At 39.3% G+C, this 18,985-nt stretch carries 19 protein-coding genes and 1 tRNA gene; 5 read left to right on the top strand and 15 right to left on the bottom strand.

Features of this window, described 5'->3' with window-relative positions; translation table 11 throughout:
- Positions 1 to 849 (bottom strand): diadenylate cyclase CdaA, encoded by an 849-nt coding sequence (cdaA, locus tag AC6UD4_RS05765; protein ID WP_500694311.1) that lies wholly within the window; start codon positions 847 to 849, stop codon positions 1 to 3.
- 167 nt (positions 850 to 1,016) lie between these two features.
- On the opposite strand from cdaA, the gene AC6UD4_RS05770 reads away from it, so the two are divergent.
- The gene (locus tag AC6UD4_RS05770) at positions 1,017 to 1,667 is read left to right on the top strand and encodes a DUF1361 domain-containing protein (protein WP_500694310.1); all 651 of its coding nucleotides are present in this window, start codon (positions 1,017 to 1,019) and stop codon (positions 1,665 to 1,667) included.
- Positions 1,668 to 1,704: 37 nt separating this feature from the next.
- Here AC6UD4_RS05770 and AC6UD4_RS05775 read toward each other — a convergent pair whose 3' ends face one another.
- Positions 1,705 to 3,816 carry a cation:proton antiporter gene (locus AC6UD4_RS05775; protein ID WP_500694309.1) on the bottom strand — a complete coding sequence of 704 codons (2,112 nt, stop codon included), beginning with the start codon at positions 3,814 to 3,816 and terminating at the stop codon, positions 1,705 to 1,707.
- A gap of 15 nt (positions 3,817 to 3,831) precedes the next feature.
- Entirely contained in the window at positions 3,832 to 4,731 is a 900-nt protein-coding gene (gene murB / locus AC6UD4_RS05780; RefSeq protein ID WP_500694308.1) for a UDP-N-acetylmuramate dehydrogenase, read from the bottom strand.
- Positions 4,732 to 4,831: 100 nt separating this feature from the next.
- Between murB and AC6UD4_RS05785 the strand changes: the two genes are divergently transcribed.
- Complete coding sequence (locus AC6UD4_RS05785) at positions 4,832 to 5,602, top strand: exodeoxyribonuclease III (RefSeq protein ID WP_500694307.1); 771 nt, start codon at positions 4,832 to 4,834, stop codon at positions 5,600 to 5,602.
- 14 nt (positions 5,603 to 5,616) lie between these two features.
- On the top strand, positions 5,617 to 6,150 hold the full coding sequence (locus tag AC6UD4_RS05790) for a 3'-5' exonuclease (protein ID WP_500694306.1): 534 nt from the start codon (positions 5,617 to 5,619) through the stop codon (positions 6,148 to 6,150).
- A gap of 19 nt (positions 6,151 to 6,169) precedes the next feature.
- On the opposite strand, the gene AC6UD4_RS05795 is transcribed toward AC6UD4_RS05790, so the two are convergent.
- The 12 genes from AC6UD4_RS05795 to gap form a co-directional block, all read right to left on the bottom strand.
- Entirely contained in the window at positions 6,170 to 6,658 is a 489-nt protein-coding gene (locus AC6UD4_RS05795) for a GNAT family N-acetyltransferase (RefSeq protein ID WP_500694305.1), read from the bottom strand.
- Positions 6,645 to 7,124 carry a tRNA (adenosine(37)-N6)-threonylcarbamoyltransferase complex ATPase subunit type 1 TsaE gene (gene tsaE / locus AC6UD4_RS05800; protein ID WP_500694304.1) on the bottom strand — a complete coding sequence of 160 codons (480 nt, stop codon included), beginning with the start codon at positions 7,122 to 7,124 and terminating at the stop codon, positions 6,645 to 6,647. The genes AC6UD4_RS05795 and tsaE overlap by 14 nt, the downstream gene beginning before the upstream one ends.
- A gap of 15 nt (positions 7,125 to 7,139) precedes the next feature.
- Entirely contained in the window at positions 7,140 to 8,114 is a 975-nt protein-coding gene (gene pta / locus AC6UD4_RS05805) for a phosphate acetyltransferase (RefSeq protein WP_500694303.1), read from the bottom strand.
- Positions 8,115 to 8,116: 2 nt separating this feature from the next.
- Positions 8,117 to 8,818 carry a uracil-DNA glycosylase gene (locus tag AC6UD4_RS05810; protein WP_500694302.1) on the bottom strand — a complete coding sequence of 234 codons (702 nt, stop codon included), beginning with the start codon at positions 8,816 to 8,818 and terminating at the stop codon, positions 8,117 to 8,119.
- An 82-nt stretch (positions 8,819 to 8,900) separates the two neighbouring features.
- The gene (smpB, locus tag AC6UD4_RS05815) at positions 8,901 to 9,374 is read right to left on the bottom strand and encodes an SsrA-binding protein SmpB (protein WP_500694301.1); all 474 of its coding nucleotides are present in this window, start codon (positions 9,372 to 9,374) and stop codon (positions 8,901 to 8,903) included.
- 11 nt (positions 9,375 to 9,385) lie between these two features.
- The gene (gene rnr / locus AC6UD4_RS05820) at positions 9,386 to 11,725 is read right to left on the bottom strand and encodes a ribonuclease R (RefSeq protein WP_500694300.1); all 2,340 of its coding nucleotides are present in this window, start codon (positions 11,723 to 11,725) and stop codon (positions 9,386 to 9,388) included.
- A gap of 116 nt (positions 11,726 to 11,841) precedes the next feature.
- Positions 11,842 to 12,078 carry a preprotein translocase subunit SecG gene (gene secG, locus AC6UD4_RS05825; RefSeq protein WP_500694299.1) on the bottom strand — a complete coding sequence of 79 codons (237 nt, stop codon included), beginning with the start codon at positions 12,076 to 12,078 and terminating at the stop codon, positions 11,842 to 11,844.
- A gap of 86 nt (positions 12,079 to 12,164) precedes the next feature.
- Positions 12,165 to 13,118: an LPXTG cell wall anchor domain-containing protein gene (locus AC6UD4_RS05830; protein WP_500694298.1), complete on the bottom strand. Its 954-nt coding sequence runs from the start codon at positions 13,116 to 13,118 to the stop codon at positions 12,165 to 12,167.
- A gap of 101 nt (positions 13,119 to 13,219) precedes the next feature.
- On the bottom strand, positions 13,220 to 14,539 hold the full coding sequence (gene eno / locus AC6UD4_RS05835) for a phosphopyruvate hydratase (RefSeq protein WP_500694297.1): 1,320 nt from the start codon (positions 14,537 to 14,539) through the stop codon (positions 13,220 to 13,222).
- An 86-nt stretch (positions 14,540 to 14,625) separates the two neighbouring features.
- A complete protein-coding gene (gene tpiA, locus AC6UD4_RS05840; RefSeq protein WP_500694419.1) occupies positions 14,626 to 15,393 on the bottom strand; it encodes a triose-phosphate isomerase in 768 nt (255 codons plus the stop codon).
- Between the two features lie 113 nt (positions 15,394 to 15,506).
- Positions 15,507 to 16,724, bottom strand: a complete 1,218-nt coding sequence (locus AC6UD4_RS05845; protein WP_500694296.1) for a phosphoglycerate kinase — start codon at positions 16,722 to 16,724, stop codon at positions 15,507 to 15,509.
- A gap of 89 nt (positions 16,725 to 16,813) precedes the next feature.
- A complete protein-coding gene (gene gap, locus AC6UD4_RS05850; protein ID WP_500694295.1) occupies positions 16,814 to 17,818 on the bottom strand; it encodes a type I glyceraldehyde-3-phosphate dehydrogenase in 1,005 nt (334 codons plus the stop codon).
- A gap of 236 nt (positions 17,819 to 18,054) precedes the next feature.
- Here gap and AC6UD4_RS05855 point away from each other — a divergent pair.
- Together AC6UD4_RS05855 and AC6UD4_RS05860 are read left to right on the top strand one after the other, a co-directional pair.
- A tRNA-Arg gene (locus AC6UD4_RS05855) sits at positions 18,055 to 18,126 on the top strand.
- Positions 18,127 to 18,222: 96 nt separating this feature from the next.
- Complete coding sequence (locus AC6UD4_RS05860) at positions 18,223 to 18,879, top strand: helix-turn-helix domain-containing protein (RefSeq protein WP_500694294.1); 657 nt, start codon at positions 18,223 to 18,225, stop codon at positions 18,877 to 18,879.
- Positions 18,880 to 18,985: the final 106 nt, after the last annotated feature.

The raw sequence follows: 18,985 nt of genomic DNA on the forward strand, positions 1-18,985 counted from the left end.
CTACTTGTCACCTCCGAAATGCTTCTGAAAGAAACTAATCGCACGAGTCACAATCGTTGGATGTTGCTCTTGTCGATCACGAGGAATCAACTGACTTCTCAGGTATTTCAGGTAATCCTCCTGAGTCATCCCACGAAGAAGCTCATTGTTTCTAGTGATTGAAACTTCTCCCGTTTCTTCTGAGATAACAATCGTTAAAGCATCGGAAACTTCCGAGATTCCAACCGCCGCACGATGACGAGTTCCCAATTCCTTAGGGATCAAATTACTCTGCGATAACGGTAAGTAGGCAGCCGCTGCAGCAATCTTATCATCCTTAATGATGACCGCTCCGTCATGAAGGGGCGTATTGGGAATAAAAATGTTAATTAATAACTGACTTGAAATGTCAGCATCAAGCTTAATCCCGGTCTCAATGTATTCTTCTAGCCCGGTATGCATTTGAATGGTGATTAACGCTCCAATTCGACGCTTAGACATGTATTGAATTGCTCCATCTAAAGCATTAATCATTTTTTTGGCTTTTTCATCCTGATTCTGGGTTGCTCTAAAGAGTGAGCCGCGTCCTAATTTTTCAAGTCCGCGTCTAATTTCAGGTTGGAAGATGATAATGCATCCAATAACTCCCCAATTGATAATTTGATCCAGAATCCAAGATACCATCGTCAGTCCTAAATACCAACTGGCAATTTTAGCGATAATAATTACAATAATGCCGCGAAAAAGTTGCACTGCCCGAGTGCCACGAAGAAGCATGATTAACTCGTATATCACGAGCCAGACAACCAATATATCAATTAAGTTGCTTAGGTTATGTAATGTAAATAAGCTACTCCAATCAATCCCCATAGAACGACCTCCAATTTGTATATTATTATATCACTGAATTATTGCTGAAATAAAGGCAGTTAACTAATTCCAAATATTAAAAAAATTAAATTCTATGGTTAAATTTCTAGTTTTTTTTTCTAATTTGGGGTTTAATTTATATATAGAAGAAAAGGGGTCAAATTATAATGTCACAAAATAAAAGATGGCAAGTTAGAATATTTTTCATCGGGTGGATCGTGCTTTTATTCATGTTTCTACGTGATACACGCTTCGGTTTTTTAGCGCTCAACACCCTTCTAGGATATATCCCAATTGAACTTAGTTTCCACATCGGTAACAAACCACACCAAAATAGTTTCGTGTTCTGGATCCTATCACTTCTGTGGTTATTGTTCTATCCCAATTCACCCTACATTCTGACCGACCTACTTCATCTCGCTTGGCTACATCCTGATGAAGCCAATGGGTTACTTCGACTTGATCCGCACGTCTGGTTTTTATACACATGTCTGATGATCAGTGCATTAAGCTGTGCCTTTATCGGTTTCTGGAGTTTAGTCCACGTTGCTAAGGCCATTGACGTTAAAATTCATTTATCCGGTAATTTTTCTAACTTCGTTACAATTGTGATTCTAACGGTTGCAAGTTCCATCGGACTATTCATTGGACGGTTTATGCGAGTCCACACAATTTACCTCATCCTTTCACCTAGGATGTACATTCGACCATTTTTAAACATGTGGAATATGCACATGGTCGTATTCGTATTTTTGATGACCGTTCTACAGTTAATGATCTACTGGATTTATTCCATTATCAGTAATAATAAGGAATAATATAAAATCCCCCACTTATCAATAAGTGGAGGATTTTTTAGTTATCATTCAACATTAGCGTTTCCTTATAATTAATGTCCTGACGCAAGTGAAGCCCCATCGCGTGACTAACTTTTTTATTATTAATCAATTGTTCTACAGCGCGACGTTCTGCTTCCAGTGCAACTGACCGCAATCTTAACAACTGATACTCAAAGACTTCATCATCTTCGTCGGGATCATCGTATGAATTGGCCCGCTCAATCTGACTCTGATAGAAAGTGACAATAAAGTGAACAATTTGTGAGTCAAAGTCCTGACCATTAATGTCGCTTCGACTTAAAAAGTCTGAAATAGCATCAATGGCGGCCTGATCACCAACAATCGTAACAAGGCGTAATTCACTCTTGGTCTTTTTACTTTCTGATTCACTTACCTGCCAGGTTTTAATGGAATGAAGAATCGATGAAAACCATCCCGGATAGTACCAGTGATTTTTGCGATAGCCGTCGTAACCATTTGCAAACATTCGACGTTCCTCACGATTAATCCTTCGATTTGCAATCCAGTAAGTATCTTTTGAGATTTGTTGTTCACGATACAAATCTTTAACCGCCTCACGTTTTCCCTTTAAAGCAACTCGTCTCAAACTAAGTTCTTCATTGAGAGACGTACTTTCTGCACTATCGTCTCTCGTCTTTCTTAAAAGTTTTCGTAACTCAACCTGATAATCCAAAACAATATCATATACCGCTCGTTCATTATCATTGGTCTTATTATTTTCAAGACTGACAATGGCCCTCTTTACGATGTAAATCCGAGCAGCATCTTCCGAAATATAGCCCTCCTGCTCATCTTCTTCATCTTCCGTCTCATCATCATCTTCATCCTTATCAATCAATGAGGCTCGGGTCTGAAGTGAACTAGCATCTGGGGAAATGATTGGCAAGATAATGGTAGCCGCAACTAAACTGATCACGATAACCATTGCGGCAATAAAAAGCATCAAAGAACGGTCGGGAAACTCCTTTCCATTCGATAAAAATGCGGGAACCGAAAGAATTCCTGCCATGGTAATGGCACCACGAACCCCGGAAATTCCAGCCAATAGCGCAACCGACAAACTGGGCTTCTTATTGGACCGTTTAGTAATGTAGTACGAAAAGAATTCGTATCCTAAAATCCAGACCACTCGAATTACCAAAAGAGCCACCCAAACGGCAAAAGCAATCCCAAACGAAGCTAAAGTTCGATATTCCGATCCATTGATGACCACCCTAGTAGCAACCGGTAATTCAATACCTAAGATTAAAAACACAATCCCGTTTAAACAGTAAACAATGACATCCCAAGTACGATTGGTCAACAAGTTGACTTCTGGTGACTTGGTATTGGTAACGTTAGTCTGTAAGTGATCAATAATCCCAGCGGCAACCACCGCAATAACTCCCGAAGCATGAAGAAGATCTTCAGCAATTACATAAATAATAAACGGTGTCAAGATGTGCAGGACGACGTTAAAAATCACGTCATTGAAGTGTACCTTTAATAACAAATTACGAAGAACAATAATTAAAGACATTCCAACAATTCCAATGATCAAACCCACTAGTGCGGTATAAACAAAATCAACCGCAGCGTGTTCCAAAGAAAAGTAACCGGTGACAACTGCAGCAATCGCATATTTAAACGCAATTAGTCCACTAGCATCGTTAATCAAGCTCTCACCTGATACTAGATGCAAAATATTACTTGGAAGATGAACACGCTTTGAGATGGACTGAACGGCAATTGGATCGGTTGGAGACAAAATCGCAATTAGAGCAAAACAGGCTGCCAGTGGCATTGATGGTACCAGCAAATTAACGAAATAACCGCCAATAATGGTTGTAATGAACACCAACCAGATGGCATTTTCAAAAATGGGACCACGTAATTCCCAAAGTTCTCGTTTTGGAAAGTCACGACCATCATTAAATAGCAATGGTGCGATGAACAGCAATAAAAACCAGTCCGTGTTTAAATCAATTTTGAATTTAAAGAATAATGCTAATCCTAAACCAAGCAAAATTTGAATCAAACTAACTGGAATCTTAGTGACATAGTGAGAGATAATGCTAGAAAGCAGGACTAAAACTATTAATGTGATGACTGCTTCAACTATTACCATAAGCTATGTTTCCTCCTATTTTGGCTCACCAATAATTCGAACCTCAGTCTCAAGGTGAACCCCATTATCTTTATACACAGTTTCCTGAACGTGCTTAATCACATTCAAATAATCAGTAGCGGTGGCACCACCAACGTTAATGATAAATCCGGCGTGTTTTTTGGACACTTCAGCTCCGCCAGAGCGATATCCCTGTAGTCCAGCATCGTGGATCAGCTTTCCGGCAAAATATCCTTTAGGACGCTTGAAAACACTCCCACATGAAGGCCATTCTAAAGGTTGCTTTGATCTTCTCAGGTAGTTCAAATGATCCATCTCGTTTTGAATCTCACGTTTATTCCCGGGTTCAAGTTTAAAGGTCGCTTCCAAAACAACGTCCCTATAGTCTTGAATACTACTATGACGATAACCAAAGTCTAACTGGTCGTTGTTTAAAACAATAATCTCACCCTTACGCGTCAAAACCGTGGCTGATTCAAGTGCATATTGGGTCTCTCCCCCATAAGCACCGGCATTCATAAACACTCCGCCACCGACACTGCCAGGAATCCCAGCAGCAAATTCTAATCCAGTCAAACCGGCTTTTTGAGCAGCCTTAGTTGCATCAATGTAAGCAGCCCCAGCCTCGGCAATTACCCGATGGTCTTCAGTTCTAATGTTATTCATTTGGGTCAAAATCATGGTTAACCCACGAATTCCACCATCTCGTACGATTAGATTACTGGCATTTCCCAGCACAGTAAGCGGCATTTTAATTTCATTTGTATAATTTAATAATTCTTCGGTTTCTTTAAATGATGAAGGAAATGCAAGAAAATCAGCTTTCCCACCAGTTTTAGTCCAAGAATACTTGGAAAGTGGTTCATCTTTTAAAATTTTAATATCCTTGAATTTTTTTGTTAAATCTTCAGTCATTCGTCATTTTCCTTTCTAATTATCCATATTACATTCTAGCACGTTATCATTATTTAAACACTTCTGATCGTGCTATACTGGCATTAAAGGAGGGGATACAATGAATTTTATCTCATGGAACGTAAATGGTTTACGTTCAGCAGTTAAAAAGAATTTTTACGAATTTTTTAATGAAACTGATGCTGACTTTTTTAATGTTCAAGAAACTCGAGTTCACGAAAATGATATTGCTTTAGAAGTACCAGGTGACTATTACCAATACTGGGACTCAGCGGAACGCCCCGGCTACTCAGGCGTAACTACTTTCACAAAGCATAAAGCTGATAACGTGTTTTATGGTGTTGATGGAAGCGATACTGACACCGAGGGCCGTTGTTTGACACTCGAATATCCTGACTTTTATTTAATTAATACCTACGTACCCAATTCAGGCGAAGAGCTGCAAAGACTCGACTACCGTCTTGATTGGGACCAAAAATTTATTACCTTTGTAAGTAAACTTGCTGAAAGAAAGCCGGTCGTGATTGGCGGCGATATGAGCGTTGCTTATCAACCAATTGACATCGATGACCCAGAAGAAGATCACCACAAGGCTGGATACACCCAACAGGAACGTGACGATTTTGGTCGATTATTAGCTTCTGGATTTGTAGATACCTTTAGAGCACTTCACCCTTACCAAAGTGGTGCCTATACTTGGTGGAGTTACCGTTACGACGAGCGAGCCCAAAATCGTGGTTGGAGAATGGATTATTTCTTGGTTTCTAACTCAATTCAAGATGACGTTGCCGAGTCAAACATTCTTGGTGAGGTAACCGGCTCAGATCATGCTCCGATCCAATTAATTACTGATGGACTTAAGATTGATTAGAGGAGAATTGTTAAATGAATTTTGCGGCAATTGACTTTGAAACTGCTGCGGGCCAACGGGCCAGCGCTTGTTCGGTCGCATTAACGGTAGTAAGAAATAACGAAGTCGTTGATGAGTTTTACTCATTAATTAACCCCGAATGTGAGTTTAACTGGCGCAATATCAATGTTCATGGTATTCATGAAAAAGATGTAATTGACTCACCAACCTTTCCAGAGGTGTGGGATCAAATTAGCCCCCTCTTTGATAGAAATAAGCTGGTGATTGCCCACAACAATAATTTTGATAATAGTGTATTAAAAAAGAGTCTGGAAAGGTATGGTTTATCAAAACCACACTATCAGACTCTTGATACCGTTAAGACTTCCAAAAAGTTTTACCCTGGATTTGTTAACCATAAGTTAAACACGGTTAGCGAGAACTTAGGGATCGAATTAAAACACCATCATAATGCGCTAGATGACAGCTTAGCGTGTGCTAACATCTTAATTTATGAATACCAGCAGTTTGGTAAAAACGCCGTTAAACCGTTCGTCAAGTTAATATAAAAAGGCTGAGAATTTTTTCTCAGTCTTTTTTTACGTTCATTTTCATTTCAATTACATGATCGTCATGTTCACTAGTGATAAATCCTAATTTTTTGTACAATCGAAACGCCCCTAAATTGGACTTTAAGACCGTCAATCGCAATTCATTAAGGTGACTAAAAGTGCCCACCCAGTAAATTGCTTCCCGAATCAGATTGGTCCCAAGTCCAATGTCCTGATAATCAGCTAAAACGGCGACACCAAGTTCCCCGGCAGTCTCGTCAACCTGACTAACACTCAAGACTCCAATTAATTTCGTCCCAGCAACTGCCACTAAAATGATGTTAGTCCCAGTGGCATTCACCGCGTCAATGGCATCTGCTTCGGTTTCAGCGGTCAATTGATCAATCTGAACATCCGTCGTAAAGTTACTAGATTCTTGACTTAATCGTTTCATTAACTCGATTAGTGCTTCGGAATCGTCCGATTTAGCAGCACGAATCGTAATTTCTTCATTATCCTTTGCCAAGCACTAAGTCTCCTGACTTTAAAATCGAATCAAAATGCTGTCCCTTAGCAGTCATTTCAATTGTCCGATCGTTATCCCCCAGATCATCATTTCTAGTAAATCTGATTCTCAAATACTGGTCGGGAAGTTCGTCCTCCGCAAATTTGGACCATTCAACGACGCTGACTCCATCACCGTTAAAATATTCATTCAGACCTAATTCGCCGGCTCCTCCCTCTTCAAGACGATAAACGTCCATGTGATAAAGGGGCAACCGTCCATTTTTGTATTCCCGAATAATGGTAAAAGTCGGACTTTTGATGTTTCGCTTAATTCCGAGACCTTTCCCAAGTCCTTTTGTGAAGGTAGTCTTTCCCGCACCAAGGTCGCCATCGAGTAAAATAACGTCTCCAGCTTTTAAATCCGGGGCGAGTTCTTCGCCTAATTTTTCAGTTTGATCGGGACTATCAACCTTAAATTTAATCAATTCAATCGCCTCAAATTAAAGTGCTTGAGTAGCCGTGATAATGGCTACCTTGTAAACATCTTCAGCATTGCATCCCCTCGACAAATCAGAAACTGGTTGATTCAATCCCTGAAGAATTGGACCAATGGCTTCAAATCCACCTAAACGTTGGGCAATCTTGTAACCAATGTTTCCTGACTGAAGCTCTGGAAAGACAAAAACAGTTGCCTGACCAGCAACGTTTGAACCAGGTGCCTTACTCTTTGCAACCGCGGGAACAACCGCAGCATCAAATTGGAGTTCCCCATCAATTGGAGTATCTGGATCTAACTTTTGGGCAATCTTGGTTGCACTTTGAACTTTATCGACTTCTGGTCCCTTAGCTGAACCCTTGGTTGAAAAACTAAGTAAGGCAACTTTGGGATCGATATCAAACAACCGGGCTGTATGTGCACTTTCAACGGCAACTTCACCAAGTTGTTGATCATCAAGTTCAATGTTAATGGCACAATCTGCAAACAAGTAACGTGTGTCACCCTTTTGCATGACAAAAGCACCACTAATCAACTTCACACCTGGTTTAGTTTTAATAATCTGAAGTGCAGGACGAACCGTATCACCAGTTGGGTGAGCCGCACCGGACACCATTCCGTCAACGATTCCCATGTATACCATCATCGTGCCAAAATAATTCGGATCTTTCAACCATTGCTGAGCTGTTTTTTCATCCGTTTTGCCATTACGCCGTGCAACAAGTGATCTAACCATCTCGTTGAACGTGTCAGAATCAACGTTTTGGATATCAATGATGGTAATTCCGTCCAAATCATTTCCGTTTTCTTTAGCAACTTGTTTGATTTTGTGGGGATCACCCAATAACGTTGGTTCAACCAAATTATCTTTTTTAAGCCGACTAGTTGCTTCAATAATTCTTGGATCTCCCCCTTCAGGGAATACTAACTTAATGTTTTTATCGTTAATCTTTGCTTTCAAACTATCAAAAAGGTCCATAATTAACTCTCCTTATTAGTGGCAGTGACGTGTTCTGGTAATTTCCAGTTAATCGGCGTCTCACCCATGGCTTTTAGTGCTTCATTCGTCTTTGAAAACGGTTTTGAGCCAAAAAAGCCTCGATTCGCAGAAAGGGGACTTGGATGAGCCGACTGAATCACAATATTAGCGTCAGTATTAATCAACTTGATCTTATCCCTAGCAGCCCTTCCCCATAGGATGAAGACAACCGGTTCAGGACGCTTTGACAATTGTTCAATAGCATAATCAGTGAGTCTTTCCCATCCTTTGCCACGATGAGAAAAAGCCACTCCATCTTGAACGGTCAAAACGGAGTTTAATAACAATACCCCTTGTTCAGCCCAACTTTTTAGATAACCGTGATTAACTGGTTTAATGCCCAAATCACTTTGTAATTCCTTATAAATATTCTTTAAAGATGGTGGAACAGCTACGCCTGGCATTACCGAAAAGCTAAGACCATTGGCTTGATTAGGACCATGATATGGATCTTGTCCCAGAATAACGACTTTCACCTTACTAAAGGGAGTCCACTCAAATGCCTGAAAAATATGGTGCATTTCTGGATAAATCGTCTTGTTATTATACTCTTCAACCAAAAAACGCCTTAACTTTTGATAATATGGTTTCTCAAATTCTGGTTCCAAAATTGGCCACCAGTCGTTATGAATAAACGGTTTCACTATTAACACCTCCAATTTATTCTACCATAAAATGTGAATTTTTAGGCAAGCAAAAAGAGAGTGCAATAGCACTCTCTTTTAATTAATAATGTTTCATAACGCGATCAATTTGCCGTTGAGTATCACGTTGCTTTATGGTTTCACGTTTATCATATTCACGCTTCCCTTTAGCAACCCCAATCAGCACCTTAGCGTAGCCATGTTTTAAATAAACTTTTAAGGGAACAATGGTAATTCCCTTAGTCAAAGTCGCTTCACCAAGTTTTTTGATCTCTTTTTTATGCAACAACAACTTTCGATTACGCAATGGATCATGATTAAACTGGTTTCCTTGCGCATACTCACTGATGTGGACATTCATCAAATAAGCTTGTCCGTTTCTCACCTGCACGAATCCGTCCTTTAGATTCATACGGCGTTCTCTAACTGATTTAATCTCAGTTCCCGTTAGTGAGATGCCAGCTTCATAAGTATCAGAAATAAAGTAATCATGTCGGGCCTTTCGGTTAGTTGCCATTACGTTCTTTTCAGTTGGTTGATGCTTTTTTCTAGCCATGTTCCCATCCCCTATTTTTTGCGACTATTAGATGGTTTGGTTCTGATTTTAAACGAATGACCTTTTTTACCGTTCTTTCTACGATCTTGATTCTTATAACTCTGACGACGATTTTTCCCATCAGAATGTTTGCCACTGTGATGGTGCTTATCATTTTTATGTTCCTGTTTTGGGAGAAGTTCACTCAATGGAGCATCTTCTGGTTTAACGATCTCAAAGTCAACGGTCATCTGATCAACGTCGGCCGCAACACATTTAACCCGTAACGTTTGTCCAATCTTATAAGTTCTTCTGGTATTTCTACCAACAAGCGCCAAGTACTTTTCAACGTACTCATAGTAATCATCATTCATCTTGCTGATATGAATAAGACCTTCAACGGTGTTTGGAAGTTCAACGAACATTCCGAACTTCATCACTGAAGATACAACTGCATCGTATTCCTCACCAATATGTTGAGTCATGTACTCAGCCTTCATCATCGAATCAACGTCTCTTTCGGTGTCAACACCGCGACGCTCAGTTTCTGAACAGTGAACCGCAACTTCTCCAACCTGGTCAGCATAGGTTTGCTTGGTAACATCATTAATCCCATTATCTTCATAATAATGAACTAAACGATGGACAAACAAATCAGGATAACGTCGAATTGGTGAAGTGAAATGGGTGTAGTATTTGGCACCTAATCCAAAGTGTCCCACACACTTATCACTATATTTGGCCTGTTGTAAACTTCTAAGCATCATTACTGATACCATTGTTTCTTCAGGAAGTCCGTGTACTTTACTTAAAATGTTCTGTAAAGTCTTGGGAGTTAAATGATCGGGGTCAGCTTTTACTTCAATTCCAAAGGCAGTTAGGAATTCAAAGAAGTCCTTAACTCGCGTTGGATCTGGCGTCTCATGGACACGATAAATGAACGGAACTTTAAGTCGATAGTAAGTTTCAGCAACAGTTTCGTTTGCAGCCAACATGAATGATTCAATCATTCGTTCGGCTAAACCTCTCGTTCTAAGTTTAATATCAACGGGTTTACCTTCTTTGTTCATGATGATTTCTGCTTCATCATCATCAAAGTCGATCGCCCCACGACGTTTTCTTTGCTTATATAAAATTCGGTGTAACTCAGCCATGGTTTCAAACATTGGTACTAAATCATGATATTCTTCTCTCGTTTTCTTATCATGTGATTCAAGAATATTATTGACAGCTGTATATGTCATTCGAGCTTTCGACTTCATAACACTCGGATGAATCCGCTTTTTGACAACTTTCCCTTGGGGATTAATTTCCATATCACAGCTTAAACATAACCGTAATTGTCCCTCGTTTAACGAACAAATCCCGTTTGATAGACGGCGAGGCAGCATTGGAATAACTCGGTCGGTTAAATAAACTGAGGTTCCACGTTTATACGCCTCACGATCAAGTAGTGTTCCTTGTTTAACGTAGTGACTAACGTCAGCGATGTGGACCCCTAAATGATAATTGCCATTTGGTAACTTCCATGCCGTGACGGCATCATCCAAATCTTTGGATGATTCTCCATCAATGGTAACTAACGTCTGATCGGTAATATCTTCTCGTCCTTTGGTTTCCTCAGGCAAAACATGGTCCGGAATAGCATCTGCTTCTTCTAGAACATCTTCTGGAAATTGGGAAGGAACATCATGAGCATAGACAACCTGTAAAATATCAATTCCAGGGTCATCAACACTTCCAATTACTTGTTTCACAATTCCAACCATGTAATCTGGATGCTCGTTACTTGGATATTCCGTAATATCAGCAGTAACCACTTCTCCTGGAGTAGGATGAAGACCAGCATCTACCACGTAGAACTTGAATCCTGCTAATTTTTTGTCTTTTAAAACAACCTGACCAAGATAACCATGATCATCATCAGTCTTACGAAATTCACCAACCACATGAGTGTAATGGTGTTCTAAAATACTAACCACTTTAGCTTGTGGTCCCCGATCAGAATCTTTTTCACCGGGCTTAGTAATCTGAATCTCAACCTTATCCAGGTTCATCGCATGCATCGTTTCATCAGGTGCGATAAAGGCATCAGGTAATTCATCATCATATCTAACAAAGCCAAATCCCTTTGGATTCGAGTGGAAAATCCCCTCTAGCTTCAACTCACTGGGATTAACCTTAAAATCACCGTTTTCAGTAACCACAACGGCACGGTCTCGTTCCAGTGAAGCGAGCTCTGAAACGATTAATTTGAAAGCTGATGATCCATGATAATTCAAATCATCAGCTAATTTTTCGACACTATAACTTTGATCAGGATGTGATTGTAACTCCTGCTCAATTTCATTTTTTAATTTATTATCTTGCAATATATTTTCCTCTACAATCCAATTGACTTATACGTCAATTATAAATCTCATTCTTTAATAAACGCTAGTAATCCGCTTTAAATGCAAAAACCCCCTGTTTAACAGGAGGTTTTTTATTAATGTGATGAAATCCACATTAGAATTAATGCGATACCAAAGAAAAAGATTCCTAGTACCACAGTCACTTTTTGCATAAATGCCTCAAAGCCCCTCGGCTTGGACTCAGAGGAAGAATCGTTTGCACCACCAGAGAGTGATGACATTGCATCATTATTTTTAGAAGGTTGCATTAAAACTGCACCAATAATGAGAATACTAACGATCCATAATAATATCATCAAAAGATTATTCAAAAAAATGCCTCCTACCCATCAGCTAAACAGGCTTATCAATACTTTAATTAGTTTAGCATAAACTAGGAGTTATTTCCAGTCCATCATTATTTCTCAGTTCGATTGGTTCTAATAAACAAAATCGAACTGAATAGCAAAATTACCATTCCAATTAGTGAAAGAAGTTTGCTGTTGCGTTCCCCGGTTTGAGGTAACCTTTTAGCATGTTGGCGATTCGCACGAGCACTGCTTACCCCATGTTTACTTCTTCTCACGTGAACCGTTGCCATTGGATCGTGGTTCGCATCTAGGTACGGAGCGTGATGAGTGAAATTACGTCGATTATACTTGCTAATTCCGTTTTCATTTGGCATTTGAACAGGACGACGCCCAGATCTTTTTTTACCACGTAACAACACTGGATTCATCCCATTTTCAAGTACCTTCTTCGTGGGTTCATGCTGATCTTTCTGCTTCTTACTACTCTGACTGATACGTTTTGCCATTGGCTCACTGTGATTCCCAGCTATCTTTTTATCTGGGGCGATTCTACCTGATTCATGAGGTTGTTTATCTGGCAGATCTTGAGAATGAGCGGTTTTTTTGGTCGGTTCAGCTGGTACGATTGGTTTACGATTATCAGCCGGTTCAACTGGACGATCGTGCTTATGATCATTGGATGGAACTGTTCCACCAGTATCTGGATGATCGTTACTTGGAATTGGTTTAATCGGAATGTGAGGTGACGGAATCGGCAAATCTTCGTCTTTGTTGTAGTTAAAAACGACCACGTCGCTTCCCACATAGATTGGCGGAATACTTTTATCTAAATGAAACCCAGGAATTAGTGGCGCCTTGATATCAGCTCGATTTTTGACGTTCACTCTGGCAATGTCAAAGGCATACGATGAATCCTTTTCTCCGTCCTTATTTACCCAATGTTTATGAGCAGTAATGGTGTATTCGCTTGCCCTCACATTTGGAGTGAAAATCTTCAGTGATAATCCAACTGTAATTGCAATTAATGCTAAAAATAATGAAAATTGTTTTGTAATATTCATGTTTCTCCTCCTCTTTCTGTGATTAAATACGAGGAAGGTTTACGAACTCACGAAATTTATGTAAAAAAAACACCTTCATAACGAAGGTGTTTTTAAATCAATTATTTTTTGATGATTGCTTCTTTTGCTTCTGGACTCAAGTTGTAGAATGAGTTAATTCCCTTGTACACAGCAACTGATCCTAATTGATCTTCAATTCTCATCAATTGATTGTACTTAGCAATTCTTTCACCACGACTCATTGAACCAGTCTTGATTTGACCAGTGTTTAAAGCAACAACTAAGTCTGAAATAGTGGTATCTTCAGTTTCACCAGAACGGTGAGAAATAATTGCAGTGTAACTAGCTTCCTTAGCCATATTAACGGCATTAACAGTTTCAGTTAAAGTACCGATTTGGTTAAGCTTAATCAAGATTGAGTTAGCAACGTTCATCTTAATACCCTTTGATAGGTACTCAGTGTTAGTAACGAACAAATCATCACCAACGATTTGAACTTTCTTACCTAAGCGCTTAGTTGCCATTTGCCAATCTTCCCATTCGTTTTCATCTAATGGGTCTTCGATTGAAATGATTGGGTATTTTTCAACGATGCTGTCAAGCAAAGTGATGAATTCATCAGCATTGTATGATTTACCGTCACCAACCAAGTTGTACTTCTTAGTGTCGGCATTGTAGAATTCTGAAGCGGCACAGTCAAAGGCAATTGAAATGTCCTTACCTGGCTTGTATCCAGCACGCTTGATTGCTTCAACTAAGATTTCAAATGGCTCTTCGTTATTCTTCAAATCAGGTGCAAATCCACCTTCATCACCAACAGCAGTTGAGTATCCACGTTCTGCTAAGATTGCTTTCAAGTTATGGAATGTTTCTGATCCCATTCGAACAGCTTCTCTAAATGATTTTGCACCAATTGGCATAATCATGAATTCTTGGAAATCAACCTTGTTGTTAGCATGCTTACCACCATTGATAACGTTCATCATTGGAGTTGGAAGAACATGTGCATCGAAACCACCTAAGTAGTTATATAATGGAACGCCAAGTTCGTCAGCTGCAGCTCTAGCAGCAGCAATTGAAACGGCTAAGATTGCGTTAGCACCTAACTTAGCCTTATTTGGAGTGCCATCAAGTTTGATCATAGCTTGGTCAATACCTAATTGATCAGTTACATCGAAACCAACGATTTGTTTGGCAATAATGTTATTAACGTTGCTAACAGCTTTAGTAACACCCTTACCCATATATCTATTTTTGTCTCCGTCACGAAGTTCTACGGCTTCGTGTTCACCAGTTGAGGCACCAGATGGGACGATTCCACGGCCCATTGCACCGTCTTCTGTGTAAACTTCAGCTTCAACAGTTGGATTTCCACGTGAATCCAATACTTCGCGAGCATAAATATCAGAAATAATTGACATGTTATCTCTCCTTAGTGAATTTGTTACCTATATTTAAAGGTCAACTTAATTCTATTAGTTTAGGCTTTAACTTGCAATCATAATAACTAATTATTTTGCAAATCTTGGTAATTCGCAAGCTCCAAAAATTCCTTTGGTTCAAGACTACTTTTACCGGCTAAAATCCCGTCAATATCAATTTGTTTCATAAGCGAGATGATGTTATTTGGGTCCACACTTCCACCATATAAGATTCGAATCTGGTTAGCAATATCATCCGAGTAAATGTCAGCTAAAGTTTGTCTAATTAGGTAACATCCCTCTTCCGCTTCGGTAGTTGAAGCACTATGACCGGTCCCGATTGCCCAACTTGGTTCATAGGCAATAACGACCTTTAAAGCGTCTTTTTCGGAAACACCCTTTAAACCAGCGGTAACCTGGTTAACTACCCAGTGGATTCGATCACCAGTCTCAAGTCGTCCCATCGTTTCATCACAACATAATATCGGCTTCATATTGTTATTTAAAACCGCATGAACCTTCTTATTAATGATGTCATTAGTCTCGTTAAAGTAACGACGTCTTTCAGAATGACCAACGATCACGTACGGGATTCCCATCTGACTGAGAGCTTTAGGACTAACTTCCCCAGTATAAGCACCCTCATTTTTGTAAAAGCAATTTTCAGCTGTTACGTGCAATGGACTCGATCCGTTGGCTTTAAGCATTGATTCAAGAAACAACGGTGAAGCTGCAAGAGCTGTTTCAACGTTTTTAGGATCTGGTATTTTATCTTTGATATCAATCACAAATTGAACTGCTTCATCTAAAGACAAGTTCATTTTCCAGTTCCCACCAATAAAGGGAATACGCATGATACTTCTCCTCTCATAATTCATCTTTACCTACATTTTAGCCGAAAGAGAAGCAATAAGCTAGAAAATTGATACAAACAAAAAAGTCACCGATTAAATCGGTGACTTTTAAATTACTTTTTATCAGAAATTGATGCAATCCCTGGAAGAGTCTTACCTTCAAGATATTCAAGCGAAGCTCCCCCACCAGTTGAGATATGGGTAAGCTTATCAGCTACACCCAATTCCTTAACAGCAGCAGTTGAATCTCCACCACCAACGATGGTAGTAGCATCAGTTAATGTACCCAAGAATTTACCAATTGCCAAGGTTCCCTTAGCAAACTTAGGAAATTCAAAGACACCCATTGGTCCGTTCCAAACAACGGTCTTGGCGTCCTTTAAAACGTCTTCGAATAATTTAATACTCTTAGGACCAATGTCAAGACCCATCATGCCGTCTGGAATTCCACCATCAACGACTTCAGCCTTGGCATCATTTGAAAACTTGTCGGCTACCACTGAGTCAACAGGTAAGACGATCTTGTCTCCACCTTTTTTGAGGATATCTTTAGCAACATCAATCTTATCTTTTTCAACAAGTGAATTACCAACTGGGATTCCCTTAGCGGCATAGAATGTATAGGTCATTCCACCACCGATAATAATCTTATCAGCCTTGTCCAACAAGTGATCGATCACACCAATTTTGTCGGAAACTTTAGCACCACCAAGAATTGCTATAAATGGATGCTTTGGATTATCAACAGCGTTACCTAAAAACTTAATTTCTTTTTCCATCAAGTATCCGGCAGCAACTGGCTTACCAGCTTTTTCCATTGCTTTAGCGATCCCAACGTTTGAAGCGTGTTCTCTATGAGCAGTTCCAAACGCATCATTAATGAATTCATCACCAAGTGAAGCCCAGTATTCCCCTAACTTAGGGTCATTACCAGATTCACGTTTAACATTCTTACCATTAACAACATCTTCATAACGAGTATTTTGTACCAAAAGGACTTGGCCGTCAGACATGTTGTCAATTGCCTCTTCAAGCTGTGGACCTTCAGTAACAGGAACAAATGTAACTGGTTTGCCAAGCAATTCAGCTAATTTTTCTGCAACTGGGCGAAGTGATAAACCAGGTTTATCATCTTCTGTTTTAATTCTGCCTAAATGAGAGAATAAGATTGCTTTACCACCATGATCAATTACGTACTTGATTGTTGGAAGAGCAGCAACGATTCTGTTGTCATCACCAATTTTACCGTCCTTAATTGGAACGTTAAAATCAACACGCATCAGAACTTTTTTACCTTGAACATCTAAATCATCAACGATTACTTTTGCCATCGTGATTGCCTCCAGTGTTAGTTATATTTTATAAAGGAAAAGACGGAAGAGATTTCCCTCCTCCGCCTTTTCAAAGTTGCAATCTAAAATTATAGAGTAGCAAATTTCAACAAGGTACGAACCATGTTGCAAGTGAAGCCCCATTCGTTATCGTACCAAGCAACAGTTTTAACTAATTGAGTGTCACCACTTTGGGTGATTTCAGTTTGACCTGGATCAAATACTGATCCGTGTGAGTCATCGATAACGTCGGTTGAAACCATGTAGTCATCAGCGTAACCAAAGGCATCGTTTGCATGACTCTTCATAGCATCGTTAACTTCTTCAGCAGTAACGTTCTTGTCTAAGACAGCTACTAATTCAGTTAATGAACCATCAGCTACGGCAACACGTTGTGCGTGACCTTTAAGGACACCATCAAGTTCTGGAATAACCAAACCGATAGCTTTAGCAGCACCACTTGAGTGAGGTACAGTGTTAATAGCTGCGGCACGGTTGTTTTGTAACTTAGCGCTACGTGGACCATCTTGAAGTGCTTGTGAAGCAGTGTAAGCATGGACAGTAGTCATAGTACCTAACTTAACGCCAAAGTCTTTGTTCAACCAGTAAGCCATAGGTGCTAAACAACTAGTGGTACATGAACCAGCAGAAACGATCTTGTCTTCTGAAGTCAAATCATCCATGTTAACACCAGGAACAACAGTAGTCATTTGACCAGCAGGTGCTGAAATCAAGACACGCTTTGCACCAGCATCAAGGTGAGCTTGTGCTTTTTCTTTTGATGTGTAGAAACCGGTACATTCAAGTACGAAGTCAACACCATCATTTTTAACCCAAGGAATGTTCTTTGCGTCACGTTCTGCATAAACTGGGATACGAATACCATTAACGATAATTGCATCTTCAGTAGCTGAAACGTCACCGTCAAAGCGACCATGAACTGAGTCATATTTTAGTAGGTAAGCTAACATTGAAGGGGTAGTTAAATCATTAATTGCTACAACTTCGATATCACTTGAATTCAATTCAAGGATACGTCTGAATGCTAGACGACCAATTCTTCCGAAACCATTAAGACCAATTTTTGTAGTCATAATATGCTTCCTCCTTTTGGAATAATCAAATTTTAATACATTCACATCTTAACACTTTTGCCAAATCATGTCAGTGATTAAAAACACCAAATGACAAGCTACAAGCGATAAAATTGTGACAATGAATTCGAAATTCATTACCAGAAATAGTATAGCAAAAACAAACCCCATTTGTAATTAAAAACCATTATTATCTTGAGTTTTTTCCTCTAATCTACTATATTTAATATTGTGTTGCGCGTGTAGTGTAATGGATAGCACGTAAGATTCCGGTTCTTGAGATGACGGTTCGATTCCGTCCATGCGCATAAAGCAGTGAGAGAGTCTCGCTCACTGCTTTTAATTTCTTTCAATTGACCATTACTGTTATAATAGAGGTTAAGTCGAACTGTAGGAACTTATATATGAAATTAAACGCAAACCTTAAAAAGTATCGAAAACAAAATCAATTAACTCAAGCAGAAGTTGCCAATAAAATTAACGTTTCAAGAAAAACCATTTCAGCGTGGGAAAATGGTAGAAGTAAGCCTGATCAAAATGCGATAAGCAACCTTGCTACCCTTTATCAAGTTCCAGTCAGTAACCTGACCGGTAACAACCCTGAAAATAGCCACAAACCAAAATTAAGTTTTAGACAAAAGATGATCCGTATAAAACGGTATGGTTATATCTCAAAGTATGCTTACTTTTTTGAGCTGGTCTTACTCGTAATTGGGATAATATTATTTATTTTGCCCTTTAATTTACGTGACCTTTGGTTAATCCCTCTCTTCGTGATTGACATGTGCATCATTATTCTCTATGAGAAGAACTGGAAAACCATTATACAAGACAAACCTTTAATGAAAAAGGTCGAGATTTTATCTCCGATATTATGGGTAGTAATCTTTATAATTGGTTGTGTTATCAATCTTGATGCCATGCTTAGTCATGATTTAATGATGAAAGTCGGAACCATTATTGGTATAATTATGTTTTCATTTACATTAAGTATTGGCTTGATTCTTGGAATCTTGTTTCCGTTAAAGCGGATGACGGTTAAGCGTTCGTCTAAAAATTAATTAGACAGTTCCGGCTAACAAGGGCTGTTCCGTAAGCAATGTAACCCATAATGTAACCGTTAAATAGACAAATTTATTAATATTTTATTGAGACTAGCCATACATA

The organism is Fructilactobacillus sp. X3R5C2, assembly GCF_059901175.1.

What these genes read in the sequence shown, in the direction of transcription:
- cdaA (WP_500694311.1), bottom strand. Translation starts at nt 849, where the DNA reads ATGGGGATTGATTGGAGTAGCTTATTTACATTACATAACCTAAGCAAC.
- AC6UD4_RS05770 (WP_500694310.1), top strand. Translation starts at nt 1,017, where the DNA reads ATGTCACAAAATAAAAGATGGCAAGTTAGAATATTTTTCATCGGGTGG.
- AC6UD4_RS05775 (WP_500694309.1), bottom strand. Translation starts at nt 3,816, where the DNA reads ATGGTAATAGTTGAAGCAGTCATCACATTAATAGTTTTAGTCCTGCTT.
- murB (WP_500694308.1), bottom strand. Translation starts at nt 4,731, where the DNA reads ATGACTGAAGATTTAACAAAAAAATTCAAGGATATTAAAATTTTAAAA.
- AC6UD4_RS05785 (WP_500694307.1), top strand. Translation starts at nt 4,832, where the DNA reads ATGAATTTTATCTCATGGAACGTAAATGGTTTACGTTCAGCAGTTAAA.
- AC6UD4_RS05790 (WP_500694306.1), top strand. Translation starts at nt 5,617, where the DNA reads ATGAATTTTGCGGCAATTGACTTTGAAACTGCTGCGGGCCAACGGGCC.
- pta (WP_500694303.1), bottom strand. Translation starts at nt 8,114, where the DNA reads ATGGACCTTTTTGATAGTTTGAAAGCAAAGATTAACGATAAAAACATT.
- smpB (WP_500694301.1), bottom strand. Translation starts at nt 9,374, where the DNA reads ATGGCTAGAAAAAAGCATCAACCAACTGAAAAGAACGTAATGGCAACT.
- AC6UD4_RS05830 (WP_500694298.1), bottom strand. Translation starts at nt 13,118, where the DNA reads ATGAATATTACAAAACAATTTTCATTATTTTTAGCATTAATTGCAATT.
- eno (WP_500694297.1), bottom strand. Translation starts at nt 14,539, where the DNA reads ATGTCAATTATTTCTGATATTTATGCTCGCGAAGTATTGGATTCACGT.
- tpiA (WP_500694419.1), bottom strand. Translation starts at nt 15,393, where the DNA reads ATGCGTATTCCCTTTATTGGTGGGAACTGGAAAATGAACTTGTCTTTA.
- AC6UD4_RS05845 (WP_500694296.1), bottom strand. Translation starts at nt 16,724, where the DNA reads ATGGCAAAAGTAATCGTTGATGATTTAGATGTTCAAGGTAAAAAAGTT.
- gap (WP_500694295.1), bottom strand. Translation starts at nt 17,818, where the DNA reads ATGACTACAAAAATTGGTCTTAATGGTTTCGGAAGAATTGGTCGTCTA.
- AC6UD4_RS05860 (WP_500694294.1), top strand. Translation starts at nt 18,223, where the DNA reads ATGAAATTAAACGCAAACCTTAAAAAGTATCGAAAACAAAATCAATTA.